Origin of the sequence: Chryseobacterium sp. KCF3-3, from assembly GCF_045865955.1 — a bacterium.
In the GTDB taxonomy this organism is placed as follows: domain Bacteria; phylum Bacteroidota; class Bacteroidia; order Flavobacteriales; family Weeksellaceae; genus Chryseobacterium.
On the sequence record NZ_AP035792.1, the window covers coordinates 3697810 to 3714199 of the forward strand.

General features: G+C 36.5%; 14 protein-coding genes. 4 read left to right on the forward strand and 10 right to left on the reverse strand.

The window, feature by feature from the left end:
• From ACKTTZ_RS16600 to ACKTTZ_RS16610, 3 genes are all read left to right on the forward strand, one after another.
• Nucleotides 1-567, forward strand: a complete 567-nt coding sequence (locus ACKTTZ_RS16600) for a phosphatase PAP2 family protein (protein WP_034696278.1) — start codon at nucleotides 1-3, stop codon at nucleotides 565-567.
• A complete protein-coding gene (locus ACKTTZ_RS16605; protein WP_034696277.1) occupies nucleotides 564-1376 on the forward strand; it encodes a tetratricopeptide repeat protein in 813 nt (270 codons plus the stop codon). The genes ACKTTZ_RS16600 and ACKTTZ_RS16605 overlap by 4 nt, the downstream gene beginning before the upstream one ends.
• Before the next feature lie 65 nt (nucleotides 1377-1441).
• Nucleotides 1442-1894 (forward strand): tRNA (cytidine(34)-2'-O)-methyltransferase, encoded by a 453-nt coding sequence (locus ACKTTZ_RS16610; RefSeq protein ID WP_034696276.1) that lies wholly within the window; start codon nucleotides 1442-1444, stop codon nucleotides 1892-1894.
• Between the two features lie 115 nt (nucleotides 1895-2009).
• Here the strand turns inward: ACKTTZ_RS16610 and ACKTTZ_RS16615 are convergent, their stop codons facing one another.
• Entirely contained in the window at nucleotides 2010-2483 is a 474-nt protein-coding gene (locus ACKTTZ_RS16615; RefSeq protein ID WP_253317227.1) for a 23S rRNA (pseudouridine(1915)-N(3))-methyltransferase RlmH, read from the reverse strand.
• A gap of 295 nt (nucleotides 2484-2778) precedes the next feature.
• Between ACKTTZ_RS16615 and ACKTTZ_RS16620 the strand changes: the two genes are divergently transcribed.
• Nucleotides 2779-3792, forward strand: a complete 1014-nt coding sequence (locus ACKTTZ_RS16620) for a YihY/virulence factor BrkB family protein (RefSeq protein ID WP_407846055.1) — start codon at nucleotides 2779-2781, stop codon at nucleotides 3790-3792.
• Here the strand turns inward: ACKTTZ_RS16620 and nhaA are convergent.
• The 9 genes from nhaA to ACKTTZ_RS16665 all read right to left on the reverse strand — a co-directional run bounded on the left by nhaA (nucleotide 3789) and on the right by ACKTTZ_RS16665 (nucleotide 16366).
• Entirely contained in the window at nucleotides 3789-4967 is a 1179-nt protein-coding gene (gene nhaA, locus ACKTTZ_RS16625) for a Na+/H+ antiporter NhaA (protein ID WP_034696273.1), read from the reverse strand. The two genes, ACKTTZ_RS16620 and nhaA, sit on opposite strands and share 4 nt — an antisense overlap.
• 2 nt (nucleotides 4968-4969) lie before the next feature.
• The gene (locus ACKTTZ_RS16630) at nucleotides 4970-7180 is read right to left on the reverse strand and encodes a bifunctional (p)ppGpp synthetase/guanosine-3',5'-bis(diphosphate) 3'-pyrophosphohydrolase (RefSeq protein ID WP_034696272.1); all 2211 of its coding nucleotides are present in this window, start codon (nucleotides 7178-7180) and stop codon (nucleotides 4970-4972) included.
• 109 nt (nucleotides 7181-7289) lie between these two features.
• Nucleotides 7290-7655 (reverse strand): hypothetical protein, encoded by a 366-nt coding sequence (locus ACKTTZ_RS16635; RefSeq protein ID WP_407846056.1) that lies wholly within the window; start codon nucleotides 7653-7655, stop codon nucleotides 7290-7292.
• 891 nt (nucleotides 7656-8546) lie between these two features.
• Nucleotides 8547-10454, reverse strand: coding sequence for an acetate--CoA ligase (gene acs, locus ACKTTZ_RS16640; protein WP_407846057.1), 1908 nt, complete (start codon nucleotides 10452-10454; stop codon nucleotides 8547-8549).
• A 387-nt stretch (nucleotides 10455-10841) separates the two neighbouring features.
• Complete coding sequence (locus tag ACKTTZ_RS16645; protein ID WP_407849172.1) at nucleotides 10842-12728, reverse strand: AMP-binding protein; 1887 nt, start codon at nucleotides 12726-12728, stop codon at nucleotides 10842-10844.
• An 89-nt stretch (nucleotides 12729-12817) separates the two neighbouring features.
• A complete protein-coding gene (locus ACKTTZ_RS16650) occupies nucleotides 12818-13177 on the reverse strand; it encodes a response regulator (RefSeq protein ID WP_034696265.1) in 360 nt (119 codons plus the stop codon).
• Between the two features lie 9 nt (nucleotides 13178-13186).
• A complete protein-coding gene (locus ACKTTZ_RS16655; RefSeq protein WP_407849174.1) occupies nucleotides 13187-15889 on the reverse strand; it encodes an ATP-binding protein in 2703 nt (900 codons plus the stop codon).
• Nucleotides 15882-16076 carry a hypothetical protein gene (locus ACKTTZ_RS16660; protein ID WP_034696262.1) on the reverse strand — a complete coding sequence of 65 codons (195 nt, stop codon included), beginning with the start codon at nucleotides 16074-16076 and terminating at the stop codon, nucleotides 15882-15884. Before ACKTTZ_RS16660 ends, ACKTTZ_RS16655 begins: the two co-directional genes overlap by 8 nt.
• A gap of 62 nt (nucleotides 16077-16138) precedes the next feature.
• Nucleotides 16139-16366, reverse strand: a complete 228-nt coding sequence (locus tag ACKTTZ_RS16665; protein ID WP_034696261.1) for a DUF6814 family protein — start codon at nucleotides 16364-16366, stop codon at nucleotides 16139-16141.
• Between the last annotated feature and the right edge of the window lie 24 nt (nucleotides 16367-16390).

Below are 16390 nucleotides of genomic sequence, written 5' to 3' on the forward strand. Positions count from 1 at the left end.
ATGGAGGAAATCATTCAGGAAGATAAGAAGGTATTTCTTTACCTTAATAATTTGGGCGATTCATCTTTCGACCAGTTTTGGATGCTGATTTCAAGTACCTGGATCTGGGTGCCTCTTTATATTATATTTCTTTATTTTTTATACAAAAATTATCAACTAAGATCATTAGTTTTTATCCTTATATTTTTGGCTATTGGGGCAACGGTTTCTGACCAGTTGGCCAGTGTCTTTAAATATGGTGTGGCAAGGTTGAGACCGTGTCATGATCCTACTCTGGAACATCATATGAGAATCGTGAAATGCGGTGGACAATTTGGGTTTTATTCTGCTCATGCCTCCAATACATTCTTTTTGGCTGCCTTTTTAAGTATTTTATTAAAAAATAAACTTAAATGGTTTCCATATGCTATATTTGTATGGGCTATAGTGGTTTCCTACAGCCGTATATATTTAGGAGTGCATTTCCCGATAGATATTTTGGTGGGGGCGTTTGTTGGATCTTTATTGGGAGTGATATTTGGTGCACTCGCCAAAAAAGTGATCAACAAACAAACTATAAATTCATGAAAAAAACTTTACTAGCCGTAATTTCCCTCTTTTTCTCCTTTAATTTCTATGCCCAGAATAAAAAACTGGCCGAAGAGTGCTTCCAAAAAGCTGATTATAAATGTGCAGAAGAGCAGTATTTAAAATTGGCAGAAAAAGAACAGATCCAAAAATTTCAATCTGAATATTACGATTATCTGGGTACAGCTCAGAGAAGGCTTGGAAAAACGACTCAGGCTTTTAAATCCTATGATTCTGCTCTGAAAGCAAATCCCTTATCCGTTTCTGTATACGTAAATCTTTCATCGCTTTACAGCCAGAAAGGAAATAAGGTAAAAGCACTGGAATATATAGAAAAAGGACTTCAGGTGAATGCTGAAACTCCGGATCTGTATCTTACACGTTCCAAAATTTACGACAGTCAGGGAAAAAAAGAACTTGCTATCAAAGATCTAAATCAGATTCTGACTTTTGCTCCGGATAATATTTTTGCAAAAACAGGGTTGGCCAATCTGAAAAAGAATAATGGTGACCTTGACGGAGCTTTAAAAGATTATAATAAACTTATTGCTGAAAAACCGGAATCATTACTTTATAACGGCAGAGCAGACGTCTATTTTAAAATGAAAAAATATAAAGAAGCTCTTACAGATGCCAATAAAGCGATTTCCATAGACCCAAAATTTGCCCAGTCTTATGTAAGCAAAGCCATGATTCTGATGGACACTTCCAAAATTAAGGAAGCTTGTGAAAATCTGGATAAAGCGGTCGCTTTAGGGTATGAAAAAGCAGTCCTGACTGATTCTTATGCTAAATGTGTAAAGAAGTAAATTAAAAAATACTCTACCCAAATCATTTAAATAAATCCATACTAAAAAACGAAAGAGATAGAAAGATGTTGAATATTGTTCTTGTAGAACCTGAAATACCTAATAATACTGGAAATATCGGAAGATTATGTGTAGGAACCGAAAGCAGATTACACCTGATTCATCCGTTTGGATTTGTAATTAATGATAAAAATCTGAAACGTTCGGGATTGGACTATTGGGTGCATCTCGATGTTACTGAATATGCAGATGTGGAAGAATGGATTACAAGTATCCCTGATAAGTCACGGGTATTTTTAATGAGTTCACATGCCGAAAAATCATATCTTGAAACTGATTTTCAGGATGGAGACTGGTTGGTTTTCGGAAAGGAGAGTGTGGGACTGAGTAAAGAGGTTCTGGACCGTTTTGAAAATCATTTAACCATTCCTATGTCGAAACTCATCAGGAGCTTTAATATTGCCAATTCCGTTGCTTTTGTAGTGGGTGAAGCCAAGAGACAGATCAGTCTGAAATAAAAAAGGAGGTTGTTAAAAAATGTCATTCTGAACGAAATGTAGTGAAGAATCTCATAAATTGTATTGGTGAGATTCTTCCTTCGTCAGAATGACATTCTTGAGAGCCTCTTTTGTTTTAATCGTTATGATAAGGTTTCCCCTGTAAAATCTGATCTGCACGGTAAAGCTGTTCTACAATAAACAGACGGATCATCTGGTGGGTAAACGTCATTTTGGATAAAGACATTTTTTCATTGGCTCTGGTGTAGATCTCTTCAGAAAAGCCATAGGCTCCTCCAATCAGAATATGTACTTTTTTTACAGAAGAATTCATCCAGGTATCAATTTTCTGAGAAAATTCACGGCTGGTAAACTGTTTCCCTTTTTCATCAAGAATCACAACCAGATCGTTTTTGTCAATATGGTTTAAGAATAACTTGGCTTCTTCCTTTTTAAGAAGGTCAGGGGATAGGTTTTTGGCATTTTTTACATCCGGAATTTCTGTGATTTCAAAATTCCAGTGTTTGGGTAAGCGGTTGAGATAATAATTGATTAAAGAGGTAATTTCCTTATCATCTGTTTTACCGATACAAAGTAAACTGATTCGCATTGTAAGAATTTTCAGAGTGCAAAGATAGGGTTTAGCGGCTAATTTGTTGCTGGTTTTTTGGTTGTAGTTTCGGGATTCAAGGTTATTTGTTTCGGGTTTCGAGTTGCAAGTTATATTAGTCGCGGGTTACCTTGAACCTTAGATTCTAAACCTTAAACTCTAAAGCCCTCCCACTCTCAAACTCTCAAATTCCCCCCTAATCCCTAAACCCTGCCACCTGCTACCTAACATCTGCCACCTATCTTTTCCCTATTTAATTTAATTCTCCTACCTTTGTATAAAGACAAACAGATCGATGAGTGTAAAGGTTCCTAAATTTATTTTAAAGATTCAAGAGTTTTTTGACAGCATTCATATTCCTGTTTTGGGAATATCACTTTGGCAGATGTTTCAGATCTATATCTCCGGAATTTTTAAAGGAAAAATAGGAAGAAAAGCAGCTGCAATTTCGTGGAGCTTTACCATAAGCCTCTTTCCGTTTATTCTGTTTTTGCTTTCTGTACTGCCTCATATGCCACTATATGATGAGCTTCAGTTTTATATTTTTGATGTACTGATGCATAATGTTTTTCCTTCCAACATGGAAGGAGACGTGAAAGGATACATTGTAAGCAATATCATTCCAAACATGAAAGGAATCAGTAACCTAACCATTCTTCTGGCTCTTATTTTCGCGACCAATGGTACATTTTCCCTGATTAACGGTTTTAATGAAAATACAGATGAAAAATTAAGTGATGTAAAAGAGTTTATCCTTTCCTTCTTTATTACAATAGGTTTTATCACCATCGTTTTTCTAGCCCTGTTCGGAGTATATTATGCAGAGGTTGTAATGAAGCTTTTTACTCCGGCTTATGATGTAACGTGGCTTGTAGACAACCTTTCCAAAATTATCGGGTTTGTTTCTTTTCCGCTTTTTTATTTTATACTTCTGACTTTATTTTACTGGCTGGGAACTGTGAAGATTACAAGATTCCGACAAGCGGTTCCAGGAGCTATTCTTACCACAGTATTGTTTGTGGTTACAACGTATATTTTTGCCATTTATGTAAAGGATATAGCCCGATATAACGTACTTTATGGCTCTATTGGAAGTATGATTCTACTGATGGTTTGGGTGAATGTTAATGTATATCTCCTTTTATTCGGAAATGAGCTGAATATGGCGATTAGAAAACTCAGAATAGAAAAGCTGTTGTCTGATGAGATCGAGAAAGAAGCCTCAGAATATCATGCCCAGATTACTGAACCTGATTTTGATAGTGATGAGGAACATAAAAGAAAATTGGAGAACCGGAAGAAAGATTAATTCTCTTCCAGTTCAGGGTTTTCTTTTGAGCTTACGCTGAGTATGGTAAATCCGGCAATTGCAGCGATAAAGGACGCAATCAGGATCGCAAACTTCGCTTCATCCTGAATCGGAATTTCTCCCTTAAAAGAAAGCAATGCAATAAAAATAGACATGGTAAACCCGATTCCGGCTAACAATCCTACACCAATCATCTGTAGCCAGTTACTGTTTTGAGGAAGGGAACTGAGTTTTAATTTAATGGCAATCAATGAAAATAAATTGATCCCAATCAGCTTACCCAATACCAATCCACAGATAATTCCCAATCCTAATGTACTTGTAACTCCTGCCACCATTTCACTGGAAAAAGTAATATTGGTATTCGTTAAAGCAAATATGGGCATAATCAGAAAACTTACCGGAATATGAAGCTGATGCTCCAGCTTTTCCAATGGTGAAATTTCTACGTTCGAAGCATTGGTAGGAATGGAAAATGCAAGCAAAACACCTGCTATCGTCGCATGAATTCCGGAATGATGAAGGAAATACCATAAGAACAATCCCGGAATGATGTAAAATATTGTTTTGGTTACTTTTAAAAAGTTTAAAATAAAAAGCAGGGCAGTCACTCCAAAAGATAAAAGAAGATAACTCCAGTGGATTTGTTCTGTATAGAAAATTGCAATTACGAGGATCGCTCCCAGGTCATCTACAATAGCTAATGCTGCCAAAAATATTTTGATAGAATTAGGGATTTTTTTACCTAACATCGAAATGATAGCAAGGGAAAATGCAATATCGGTTGCCATAGGAATTCCCCAACCATTACTGTATTCCGTTCCTGTGTTGAAAATGCTGTAGATTACCGCAGGAACAAGCATTCCGCCTACCGCTGCAAAAATAGGAAGGGAGGCATTTTTAAAGGATGACAATTCACCTTCTACAAGTTCACGTTTTATTTCAAGGCCTACCAGAAGGAAGAAAACTGCCATTAATCCGTCATTGATCCAGATGCTGACAGGATATTCTAATCCAAAAAGATGAGTTCCTACTTCCTGGTCTAAAAAATGCTGAAAGTTCTCTGCAGCAGATGAATTGGCAATAAGCAATGAAATAAGTACACAGAAAATAAGAATAATTCCTGAGGACTGACTGTTGTTGAAAAATTTTTTAAAATAAAGAGATAAATTCATGTTTACGATTGTACTCGTCTCACTCTGGAAACACCATTAATATTTTTAAGTTTTTTAAAGGTTTCTTCTAACTGACCTTTATTTTTGACTTCGAGGTTGATATTTCCTGTGAAAACACCATTGTTGGATTCAATAGACATACTTTTCATATCCATCCCCATACTTCCACTGATAACAGTTGTGATATCATTAATCATTCCCATTCTGTCAAGTCCTTCAATTTCAATTTTTACTCTGTTCTTGAAGCTTTCCGCATTCACCCATTTGGCCGGAATAACACGGTAATCATACTGAGCTCTCAGATTGATGGCATTCGGGCAGTTATCACTATGCACCTTGATTCCGTCTGAAATCGTGATGAATCCGAAGATTTTATCTCCCGGAATCACGGTACAGCATTTTGCATACGTGTAGTTAAGCTTCTCTTCGTCCTTCCCAAAGACAATCATGTCAAGGTTTTCCTCTTTCGGATCCTCAAAATGCTGGCTTTTATTAGGTGATTTTCTGAATCTTGAAAGTAAGTTATTGAATACGTTTTTACTTTCTATATATTTTCTCAGGCTGCTTACATCCAGTTCATTACTTTGGAATTTAAGGAAGAGCTCCTGAGATGATTTTAAATTAAAGAACTTCTGAAGTTTATTAATTTCTTCATCATTAAAATTGATTTTCGCATGACGAAGTTTTCTCTGCAGAATTTCTTTTCCTTCTTCTACCAATTGGTTTTTCTGAGAGTTCAGATAACTTTTAATCTTGGATTTGGCTTTCGAAGTTACTACAAATTCCAGCCAGTCAGATTTTGGCTTCTGATTCTGTGAAGAAAGAATGTCTACCTGATCTCCATTTTGAAGAATGTAAGAGATAGGAACCAGCTTTCCATTGATTTTGGCACCTAAGCATTTCATTCCCAGATCGGAGTGGACAGAGAAGGCGAAATCCAGAGCGGTAGCATTAGTCGGAAGGATTTTAATTTCTCCTTTTGGCGTAAAGACAAATACCTCTTTGGAATATAAATTAAGTTTAATATTATCCAAAAGTTCCGAAGTAGAAAGGTTCTGCTGCTGTTCCAGGACTTCGCGGATCTCGGTCACCCATTTTTCAAAGTTTCTGTCATCAGAACTCTGTTTGTAACCTTCTTTGTATTTATAGTGAGCAGCGACCCCTTTTTCAGCAATTTCATCCATTCTTTCCGAACGGATCTGTACTTCAATCCATTTTCTGTCCGGCCCTAAAACGGTTAAATGCAAACTTTCATATCCTGTAGAACGGGGCTGTGTAATCCAGTCACGCATTCTTGAAGGGTTACTGTGGTATACGTCCGTAACGATAGAGTAGATCTTCCATGCCAGAAATTTTTCATTTTTTGCATCCGATTTATAAATAATCCTGATGGCATAATTGTCAAAAACTTCTTCAAAGGAAACGCCCTGTTTCAGCATCTTTCTGTAAATGGAAGAGATCGCTTTTGCACGGCCTTTGATTTTAAAGTTTAAGCCTTCTTCATGAAGTCTTTCAGATACTTCTTTCTTAAATTCCTCGATATATCTTTCACGGCTTTCTTTGGCCAGTTCCAATTTTTCCGTGATTTCGTTGTATACTTCGGGGCTGTTATACTTTAAAGAAAGATCTTCAAGCTCAGATTTGATGTTGTACAACCCAAGACGGTGAGCCATTGGAGCGTAGATATAAACCGTTTCGGAAGCAATTTTTTTCTGCTTGTCCGGAGCCATGCTTTCCAGAGTCCTCATATTATGAAGACGGTCAGCAATTTTAATCAGAATCACCCTGAAATCCTCAGATAATGTCAATAACAGTTTTCTGTAGTTTTCAGACTGTACGGAAATATTCTGATGGTTCATGATGGAAATTTTGGTCAGTCCATTCACGATATTCGCAATCTTCTCACCAAAGATTTTCTTCAGATCCTCGTAGGTATAATCGGAATCTTCAATTACGTCGTGCAAAAGCGCACAGGCAATAGAAGTAGCACCCAGACCAATCTCTGTCGCTACAATTTTAGCAACAGCAATAGGGTGGTAGATGTAAGGTTCTCCGGATTTTCTCCTTTGATCCTTGTGGGCATCCAGCGCAATATCGAATGCCTTTCGGATGAGTTTATTGTTTTCCTCATCCAATGTTCTGTATGTGTTAGAAATCAGGTCCTTATATCTGGCAAGGATCTCTTTATTCTCTTGTTCTAAATCGTAGCTCATTTGTGCACATGCCTATAATAAGACGAAAATACGAAATTTTTTAGTTTTTTCAAACATAAAAGATCCGCAGCATATACTGCGGATCTCCGGCTATTAGATTTTATATCGATTAGAATTTTACTTCAGAATTCATGCCGTCACTTGACGTTTTAATCTTAATTTCGGGACTGGTGTGGATTTCAGCTCTGTTTCTTGCATCAATATACCTTTTGATGGTATCGTAATTGGTTTCATTGATCTTCATATTTTCGAATAAATAGGATTTCAATGCTGCATTCTGAACAAATGCATTTCGTGCAAGATCTATCTGATTAAGATCATTTACGGTAACGCTTGCCAAATATTGGGAATTACCGGAACCATCATTAAGGTATACAATGTAATCTGAAGTTCCGAATCCTGAATTTTCCAGATCACTTTCCAGTTTTTTGTAGTCGCTGTGATGACCAAATACTCCAGCTAATATATGTGACATAGTTAATTGGTTTTAAAGTTCTCATTAAAGTTAGTAATAATTTTCTTATTATCATTGTATTTGAGTCAATATAATTTGTTAATTAATATTCAGTTTTCAATAGATAATGATAATGTTTAAGAATAGTTGTTGAACGGGTGTTTAATTTTAACAATTGGATAATATGGGGCTTTTTGAAATCTTGATGTCTATTTCGTTTTTGGTTTCTGTTTAAAATAGAAAGTCACAAACAAAAAAACTCACAACTTGCAAGTTTTTTTTAAACGAGCGAGATGCTCGTGCCAGCGAAGGATTTCAAAGTTGCCTTATCATCATACTTAATGCCCAAAGTAGCAAAGGAAAATTCTAAAGCATTATTTTTTTAATTTACCAGAAAAAATAAATAATATCCCCTGCTGCCGCACGAATCCTTTCGTGTGGTTAAAACTATAGATCAAAACCTCAGCTTGAATTCCTAAAAACTTTTCTTTTTTAATGATCTTACATTTTTAACCCTGCTACCGCACGAATCCTTTCGTGTGGTTAAAACTGTTTATTATTCTAAGTTAATATATCAACATCCCCTGCTGCCGCACGAATCCTTTCGTGTGGTTAAAACTATAGATCAAAACCTCAGCTTGAATTCCTAAAAACTTTTCTTTTTTAATGATCTTATATTTTCCCTGCTACCGCACGAATCCTTTCGTGTGGTTAAAACTGTTTATTATTCTAAGTTAATATATCAACATCACACCTGATAGATATTGGATTGGTAGTATAGGTTTCACACGGTGCAATCGTGCGGTAGCTAGGGATAATATGTGTCTTCATCTATGATAATTTTCTTGTTCTATAATAAAAAGCCCTGAAAATCATTTCCAGAGCTTCTATTGGTTAAAAAATTGATAAAATTTATATTCTTTCGTTTTTGATTTCCTCAACAATTTCAGGATTTAAAAGCGTACTGATATCTCCGAAATTACTGAAGTCACCTTCGGCAATTTTTCTCAGGATTCTACGCATAATTTTTCCGGAACGTGTTTTTGGAAGCCCGGAAACGAACTGTATCTTGTCCAGTTTTGCAATAGGTCCTATTTGATCTGAAATCAGTTGGTTGATCTCTTTCTTCAGATTTTCCTTATCACGTCCTTCCCCGGTTTCTTTAAGTGTCACATAACCGTACAATGCATTCCCTTTGATGTCATGTGGATAACCTACAATAGCAGATTCAGCAACGGCAGGGTGCTGGTTGATACTGTCTTCAATAGGTGCTGTTCCAAGGTTGTGCCCTGAAACAATAATCACATCATCTACACGGCCTGTAATTCTGTAGTATCCAACTTCATCCCTCAAAGCGCCATCACCTGTAAAATATTTTCCAGGGAATGCGGTAAAATAAGTCTCTTTATATCTTTGGTGGTCACCCCAGATGGTTCTGGCAATTCCCGGCCATGGAAAGCGGATACAAAGATTTCCGGTCACCTGATTTCCTGTAATTTCGTTTCGCTTATCATCCATTAATACAGGTTGTACACCAGGCAATGGGAGAGTGGCATAAGTAGGTTTGGTAGGTGTTACAAAAGGTAATGGTGAAATCATAATTCCTCCTGTTTCCGTTTGCCACCATGTGTCCACAATCGGACATTTTTTCTTTCCTACATGATCATTGAACCAGTGCCATGCTTCATCGTTGATAGGTTCTCCTACAGATCCGATTACTTTCAGAGAGCTCAAATCATGCTTATCCACCCATTCCGTACTTTCTTTTGCTAAAGAACGAATGGCGGTAGGAGCGGTGTAAAACTGAGTGATTTTATGTTTTTCAATCACTTCCCAGAAACGATCAGGTTCAGGGTAAGTAGGTACGCCTTCAAAGATTACGGTAGTCGCTCCATTTAATAATGGTCCATAAAGGATATAAGAGTGTCCTGTAATCCATCCGATATCTGCGGTACACCAATAAATATCATTTTCTTTATAATTGAATACGTTTTTGAAGGTATAAGCGGTGTACACCATGTAGCCTGCACAGGTATGCAGCATTCCTTTTGGTTTTCCTGTAGATCCGGAAGTATATAAAATGAAAAGCGGATCTTCGGAATCCATAATGACGGTAACGAAATCAGCAGAAGCTTTCTCATATAAATCAGCCATCCAGTAATCTCTCTCTTCTTTCATTTTAATTTCGTTGTGGGTTCTTTTTACAACAAGAACTTTCTCAACAGTCGGCGTTTTTTCCAGAGCATCGTCTACAATAGTTTTCAGATCCAGAACTTTATTTCCTCTGTAGCTTCCGTCTGATGTGATGACCATTTTGGCTTCACAGTCATTGACTCTTGAAGCCACTGCAGAAGCAGAAAATCCTGCAAAAATAACAGAATGTACAGCGCCCAGTTTTGCACAGGCAAGCATCGTAACGGCCAGCTCAGGAATCATGGGAAGATAAATACAGACTCTGTCTCCCTTTTCAATTCCCATATCGCGTAAAACATTGGCTGTTTTATTAACGCGTGTATACAGTTCATTGTAAGAAATATGCTGTGCTTCTTCTTTAGGATCGTTAGGTTCCCAGATGATTGCTGTTTTTTCTCCTCTTATGGTAAGATGTCTGTCGATACAGTTTTTAGTAATATTGAGTTTCGCATTTTTGAACCAGGTGATCTTAGCTTCATTCATGTCGTACTTAACAACCTTGCTCCATCTTTGATACCACACAAAGTTTTGATCCGCTACCTTATCCCAGAATTTTTTAGGATTTTTGATAGACTTCTTATAGTCTTCAAAATATTGTGGTAAATCTTCTATTAAGTAATTTCTCATATCCCTTTCGTTTTTATTGATTTTATTTTGATAATTTTTTATGTTTTGATTTTTAAGCCATTAAATTTTAAATGGAACTTGTTTAACATTTTTGAACCATTAAGATTGCATTAAGGTGAGCTTCGCTTTAAGCTTAAAAATCAGAATGATTTATCTTAACTTAACTATGCTTTACTGCTTAAATCTTTCTTAATGGTTTAAGAAAGATCCAATATTTTTGATAAGTTTAAACAACTCCATGATTTAATATTGTTGAAGTCATAGAGTAAGCTATTTGTTTTATTCATCTTGGATGAACTTAATTTTCCTTAACATCTTTATTTCTCTTAATGGTTTAATTTTTTTATTGAATTAAACATGTATTTAAATTTAAGTCTAATTTCCCGTTTAGCCTCTATATTCCTTGATTTTTTCCTGAATTTCATCAATGATTTTTTCATCATCAATGGTGGACGGAATCTGAAAATCTTTTCCGTCAAGCAGTGTTCGGATCAGTTTTCTTAATATCTTTCCCGATCTTGTCTTAGGCAAGCGTTTGACAACCATTACATTTTTCAGAAAAGCCACTGCTCCGATTTTGTTGCGGACCATCTGAATGATATCTTTTTCAATGTCTTCTTCAGAGATAGCTGAACCGTTTTTCAAAACAACCGTGGCAAAAGGAACCTGTCCTTTTAAATCATCATCAATACCTACCACCGCACATTCTGCAACATCGGGATGGGATGAAACAATTTCTTCCATTTCAGAAGTGGAAAGCCTGTGCCCCGCTACATTGATCACATCATCCACTCTTCCTGTAATGAAAATATAGCCATCCTCATCCTGAATGGCACCATCTCCAGAAAAATAATATCCTTTGTACTGAGACAGATAGCTGCTTTCAAAACGGCCGTAATCTTTCCATATTCCAAGCATGGCACCGGGTGGAAGAGGAAGTTTGATTACCAGATAACCTTCATGGTGAGGATCGAGTTCCAATCCGTTTTCATCAAAGATTTTAATGTCATATCCTGGAACAGGTTTCCCAGCTGATGCTCTTTTGATCTGATAACTTTCATCGTGAGTCAGCAATCCAAGCATAGGCCAGCCGGATTCTGTCTGCCACCAGTGATCTATTGCGGGAACACCAATATGTTTTGCAAACCAGTCCAAAGTGGCTACATCACATCTTTCACCAGCCAGAAACTGTTTTTTGAAATGCGAGAGGTCATATTTTTTTACCAGTTCTCCGTTGGGATCTTCTTTTTTAATCGCTCTGATGGCGGTAGGAGCCGTAAACATCACCGAAATTTTATATTCCGAAATAATTCTCCAGAAAGTACCTGCATCTGGAGTCATGATGGGTTTTCCTTCAAAAATTATCGTTGTATTTCTGTTGATTAATGGTCCGTACACGGAAAAACTGTGCCCTACGGCCCATCCAAAGTCTGAAGCTGCCCAATAGGTTTCTCCTGGTTCTACACCATAAACATAATTCATTGAGAACTGTAATGCCGTAGCATAACCTCCGGTATCACGAACAATACCTTTAGGCTTTCCGGTAGTTCCCGAGGTGTAAAGCAAATAAAGCGGATGAGTAGATTCTACAGAAATACAGTCTGCTGGAGTAGATTTTTCTACCAGTTCTTCATAATCAATCAATCCCTCGAACATTTCATCTTGATTATCTACTAATTTTCTGTTGTATACAATGATATTGTCTACTTTATCCTGTGCCAGTTCAATTGCTTTTTCTACCAACGGCAGATAAGGGATTCTTTTGGCAATTTCCACACCGGCTGTAGCGGTAATTAAAACTTTAGGTTTGCAGTCATCAATTCTCACAACAAGCTCATGTGGAGCAAAGCCTCCAAAAACCACATTATGAATAACCCCGATTCTTGCACAAGCCAGCATAGCAAAAAGCGTCTGCGGAATCATAGGCATATAAATAACAGCAGTGTCTCCCTTTTTTAATCCCAGAGAAACCAATCCTCCTGCCAGTTTTGAGATTTCTTCTTTTGCCTGATGGAAAGTATAGGTTTTCTTCTGATGGGTTACAGGAGAATCGTAAACAATTGCTAACTGATCCCTGAAACCGTCTTCAATGTGTTTGTCAATGCACAAATAACACATATTAAGTTTTCCGTCCGAAAACCATTGTGGGTAATCGTTTTCACCATTTGAAAGAATCTGTTGCGGAAACTCAAACCATTTGATTTCTTCTGCTTGTTTTTTCCAGAAGTCTTCTTTGTTTTCTATGCTTTGTTTAAATAAGGTATCTGTATTCATATCAATATCAAGGTCAATAGTTGTGTTGCGTATCTGCATGTCATTGCGAGCCAAAGGCGAAGCAATCTCTTAATGGTTTATTTGATGTGTCAAAACATCTCCTCAATCTGCTGCATCAGTTTCTTAATCGAGTAGGGTTTGGTAACGTAAGCATCTGCTCCCATTTCCAATCCTTTTTCAATATCTCTTGGATTGTTTTTAGCACTCAGAAAAATCACTTTGGTGTCTTTCATTTTTTCATCCTGCTTAATGAGATCGAGTGTGCTGTAACCATCAAGGTTAGGCATCATAATATCGAGAAGAATAACATCCGGAATCATTGTTTTCAGGAATTCAAGGACTTCTGTTCCGTCACGGGCGATATAGACATCGTATCCGTTTTTCTTAAAGCTGTATTCTAACGACATTAATATTTTGTGTTCGTCATCCGCAATAATTATCTTTCTCATAGGAAGGTTTTAATGGTGTTCAACTTCATTTATAATCTCTTTTTTAGTTTTTTCAGGAAGGCTGATGGTGAAAGTTACACCCAATCCGCTGTTTTCTGCTTTTATATTTCCTCCGTGTGCCTGTACTATTTTTTTGGAAATGGCCAGTCCCAGTCCGCTTCCTGTAGGCTTTAAAATATTCTGGTTTTTCGACTGATAAAACTTGTCAAAAATCATTTCCAGATCCTCTTCCGGAATATGTTTTCCGGTATTGAAAATGGTAATTACCAACTCTTGGTCTTTTTCAAATAATTTAGTCTGGATTGTTCCCTGTTCTTCTGTGAATTTTAAGGCATTTCCCCAGATATTCTGAAACAGCTGAATCATTCTCGCTTCATCATATTCAAATATAAAATGATTCAGGAGATTAACTTCACTCAAATGAATATTTTTCTGCTGTATCAGATGAAGGAGAGGGTTTAATGCTTTTTTATACGTTTCAATAATGTTATTTTCCTGAATGTGTAAAGAGATTTCGCCATGCTGTAATTTGTCCAGATAAAGAATATCATTGATGATTTCGCTTAATCTGTCAGATTCTGTAATGATATTGTTTAAAAACTCCTGTTTGATGTCAAAAGGAATATCATCATCATCGGCTAAAATTTCTCCGGCAGAGCGTATGGCAGTGATTGGAGTTCGGAGCTCATGCGCAACAGAGTCCAGGAAGTCGTCTTTTTGACGGTCTTTGATGATCAGACTTTCGTTAGCTGTTCTTAGGTCATCTGAGAGTTTTTGTAATTCTTCAGACTGTTCAGTAAGTTTTTTATTTAAGCTGATATTTTCTTTTGATTCTTCAAGGATATTTAAAACTTCTTTTAAAGATATTTTATCTTCTTTGGTTACTCCTTCGATCAGTATTTTTGCGGAAGCTGTACCGATTCTTCCGGCTAAAAGGTTTTCTGAAAATTTGATAAATCTTGAATCCGCAGTTTCAGTTTTTGAATCAATATTATATTTTAAATTAAAAATTCTTAAGGCCTGCTCTGTTTTATTTTTGCCTAAAAAACGTTCCAGAATATTCTGAATGTCTGAAATATAAGCTGTTCCACGCCAGATGAAAGCATTTTCATGATTCTGAATATATTTGTCAATATCTACATACAATTCAGCAAAGTTTCTCTCACGGTAATTTCCTTTTGAACTCACGGAAACAATAGTAAACAGACTTGTATTGACCAGCATTGACCAGAAAAAGATCTGCGGAATTCTCCCTAAATAAGGAATGGTAAAAAAGCCGAAAGCATCATACATTTCCCTGATTATTCCTTTGAATTCCTGATTGTAGGAAAAATAATACTGAGGAATAATTAATCCAAAATAACAGATCACTAATCCGGCTAAAAGACCTGTAACAGCACCTTTATAACTTCCTCTTCTCCAGAATAAGGCCCCGAAAAATGCAGGAGCCAATTGTGCGATGACAACAAATGAAATTAATCCTACGGAATCCAGTGATGTTTTTAGAATGAAATATTTATAGAAGGCAAAAGCCATAATAATCAGGGCAAAAATGCTGAACTTTCTGATGTTGGTGATGCTTCTCGTATTTTTTTCTTCGCTTTCAGATTTTAATTTTCCCAGCAATCCGTATGGAATGATAAGGTTGTTGGAAAGCATGATGGATAAAGTAATGGCAGAAATAATAATCATGGAAATACATGAGCTTAATCCACCAAGAAAAACAAGCACTGTGATTAAAGTATTATCAAAATGCTGTGGAATGAGAATAGAATAGAACTCAGGATTTACTTTCTGTCCATCGAAAATTAATCTTCCTCCCCATGCAATCGGGAAAATGAATATGGTAAAAATTAAAAGATAAAGCGGGAAAAACCAAATGGCTGTTCTGATATGCTTTTCCTGTCTGTTTTCTACAATTGCAGTGTGGAACTGTCTCGGAAGAATGCAGATCGCTGTGGCGGAAATCATACAGAGAACCATCCAGTTCATGGCTCCTTCAATTCCGTTGAATGTATTTTTTTCTTTAAAATCTTCGAACTTACTTGCCTTCTCATAAATATCAGAGAATCCATCAAAAGCATAATAAATAACGAAAAGTCCAAGAATAATGATAAAAAATAGTTTCAAAAAACTTTCCAGAGCAATGGCGGAGATAATTCCCAGCCTTTTTTCCGAAGCATCCACGTATCGTGTTCCGTAATAAGAGGAAAATAGTGCAATTAAAACCACTACAAAAGTTGCATTGTCCGTTAGAATATCTTTAGACATAGGTGTTTCTGTCACCAAATGAAAGGTTTCAGAAATAGCTTTGATCTGCAGTCCGATATAAGGAACTATGGCCAGAAGGCAGACTACTGTGATAATTGCACTCAGGCTTCTGCTGTTACCGTATCTCAATGAAATGAAATCGGCAAGGCTGCTTATTTTATTGACTCTTGAAATTCTTACAATCCGGGTATTGATGTAGATCCACGCCGGAATAATCATAATAGGGCCAATATAAATCGGAAGATAGTTTAATCCGCTTGTAGCTGCCACGCCAATACTTCCATAATAGGTCCATGCAGTACAATATACTGCAAGAGACAAAGCGTAGATATATGGATTGTTGATCCATACTTTACTCCTTTTCTTCTCTGCCAGATGAGCAACTAAGAAAAGAAGAGCCAGGTAAAACAGAACAACAAAAAATAAAGCGAAACTACTCATCATGCCTTTTTACAATTACAAAAGAAATCACAATGGAGATCATCCAGATCACGAACAGATAGATCAGGATCATAGGATAGCCCAAGACTTCCCTGTCACTGTTGAAAAGCAATGAAATAGGAATACTGAAAGCAATCATAAGCCCTACACTCAGTATGATAAGTTTTTGCTCGTGTCTTTTTTTCATAAATGATTTTTAATAAAAGATAATTGATGAATCACTGCATTCATCAATTATCTCTATTGTTTTTAAATTTTATCGTCAGAATATTCTCCTTTTAAGGCATAATAACCGAAAATGGCCATTCCGCCTGAGATAATCGGCATCAGCACAAAAAGAATGATGATGCCAAAAACCAGATCTTCCTGTTTTCCGGATGCGATTTTTGGGATTCCCAATACCGTAATTCCGAAATAGCCTACAATTACTGCTATTGCAATCCAGAGAATGCCTAATATTTTTTTTAGTCCGTTCATTTTAGTAGTTTTAAAATTAATAAA

What these genes read in the sequence shown, in the direction of transcription:
- nhaA (WP_034696273.1), bottom strand. Translation starts at nt 4,967, where the DNA reads ATGAATTTATCTCTTTATTTTAAAAAATTTTTCAACAACAGTCAGTCC.
- ACKTTZ_RS16620 (WP_407846055.1), top strand. Translation starts at nt 2,779, where the DNA reads ATGAGTGTAAAGGTTCCTAAATTTATTTTAAAGATTCAAGAGTTTTTT.
- ACKTTZ_RS16610 (WP_034696276.1), top strand. Translation starts at nt 1,442, where the DNA reads ATGTTGAATATTGTTCTTGTAGAACCTGAAATACCTAATAATACTGGA.
- ACKTTZ_RS16630 (WP_034696272.1), bottom strand. Translation starts at nt 7,180, where the DNA reads ATGAGCTACGATTTAGAACAAGAGAATAAAGAGATCCTTGCCAGATAT.
- acs (WP_407846057.1), bottom strand. Translation starts at nt 10,454, where the DNA reads ATGAGAAATTACTTAATAGAAGATTTACCACAATATTTTGAAGACTAT.
- ACKTTZ_RS16600 (WP_034696278.1), top strand. Translation starts at nt 1, where the DNA reads ATGGAGGAAATCATTCAGGAAGATAAGAAGGTATTTCTTTACCTTAAT.
- ACKTTZ_RS16660 (WP_034696262.1), bottom strand. Translation starts at nt 16,076, where the DNA reads ATGAAAAAAAGACACGAGCAAAAACTTATCATACTGAGTGTAGGGCTT.
- ACKTTZ_RS16615 (WP_253317227.1), bottom strand. Translation starts at nt 2,483, where the DNA reads ATGCGAATCAGTTTACTTTGTATCGGTAAAACAGATGATAAGGAAATT.
- ACKTTZ_RS16645 (WP_407849172.1), bottom strand. Translation starts at nt 12,728, where the DNA reads ATGAATACAGATACCTTATTTAAACAAAGCATAGAAAACAAAGAAGAC.
- ACKTTZ_RS16605 (WP_034696277.1), top strand. Translation starts at nt 564, where the DNA reads ATGAAAAAAACTTTACTAGCCGTAATTTCCCTCTTTTTCTCCTTTAAT.
- ACKTTZ_RS16665 (WP_034696261.1), bottom strand. Translation starts at nt 16,366, where the DNA reads ATGAACGGACTAAAAAAAATATTAGGCATTCTCTGGATTGCAATAGCA.
- ACKTTZ_RS16650 (WP_034696265.1), bottom strand. Translation starts at nt 13,177, where the DNA reads ATGAGAAAGATAATTATTGCGGATGACGAACACAAAATATTAATGTCG.
- ACKTTZ_RS16655 (WP_407849174.1), bottom strand. Translation starts at nt 15,889, where the DNA reads ATGAGTAGTTTCGCTTTATTTTTTGTTGTTCTGTTTTACCTGGCTCTT.
- ACKTTZ_RS16635 (WP_407846056.1), bottom strand. Translation starts at nt 7,655, where the DNA reads ATGTCACATATATTAGCTGGAGTATTTGGTCATCACAGCGACTACAAA.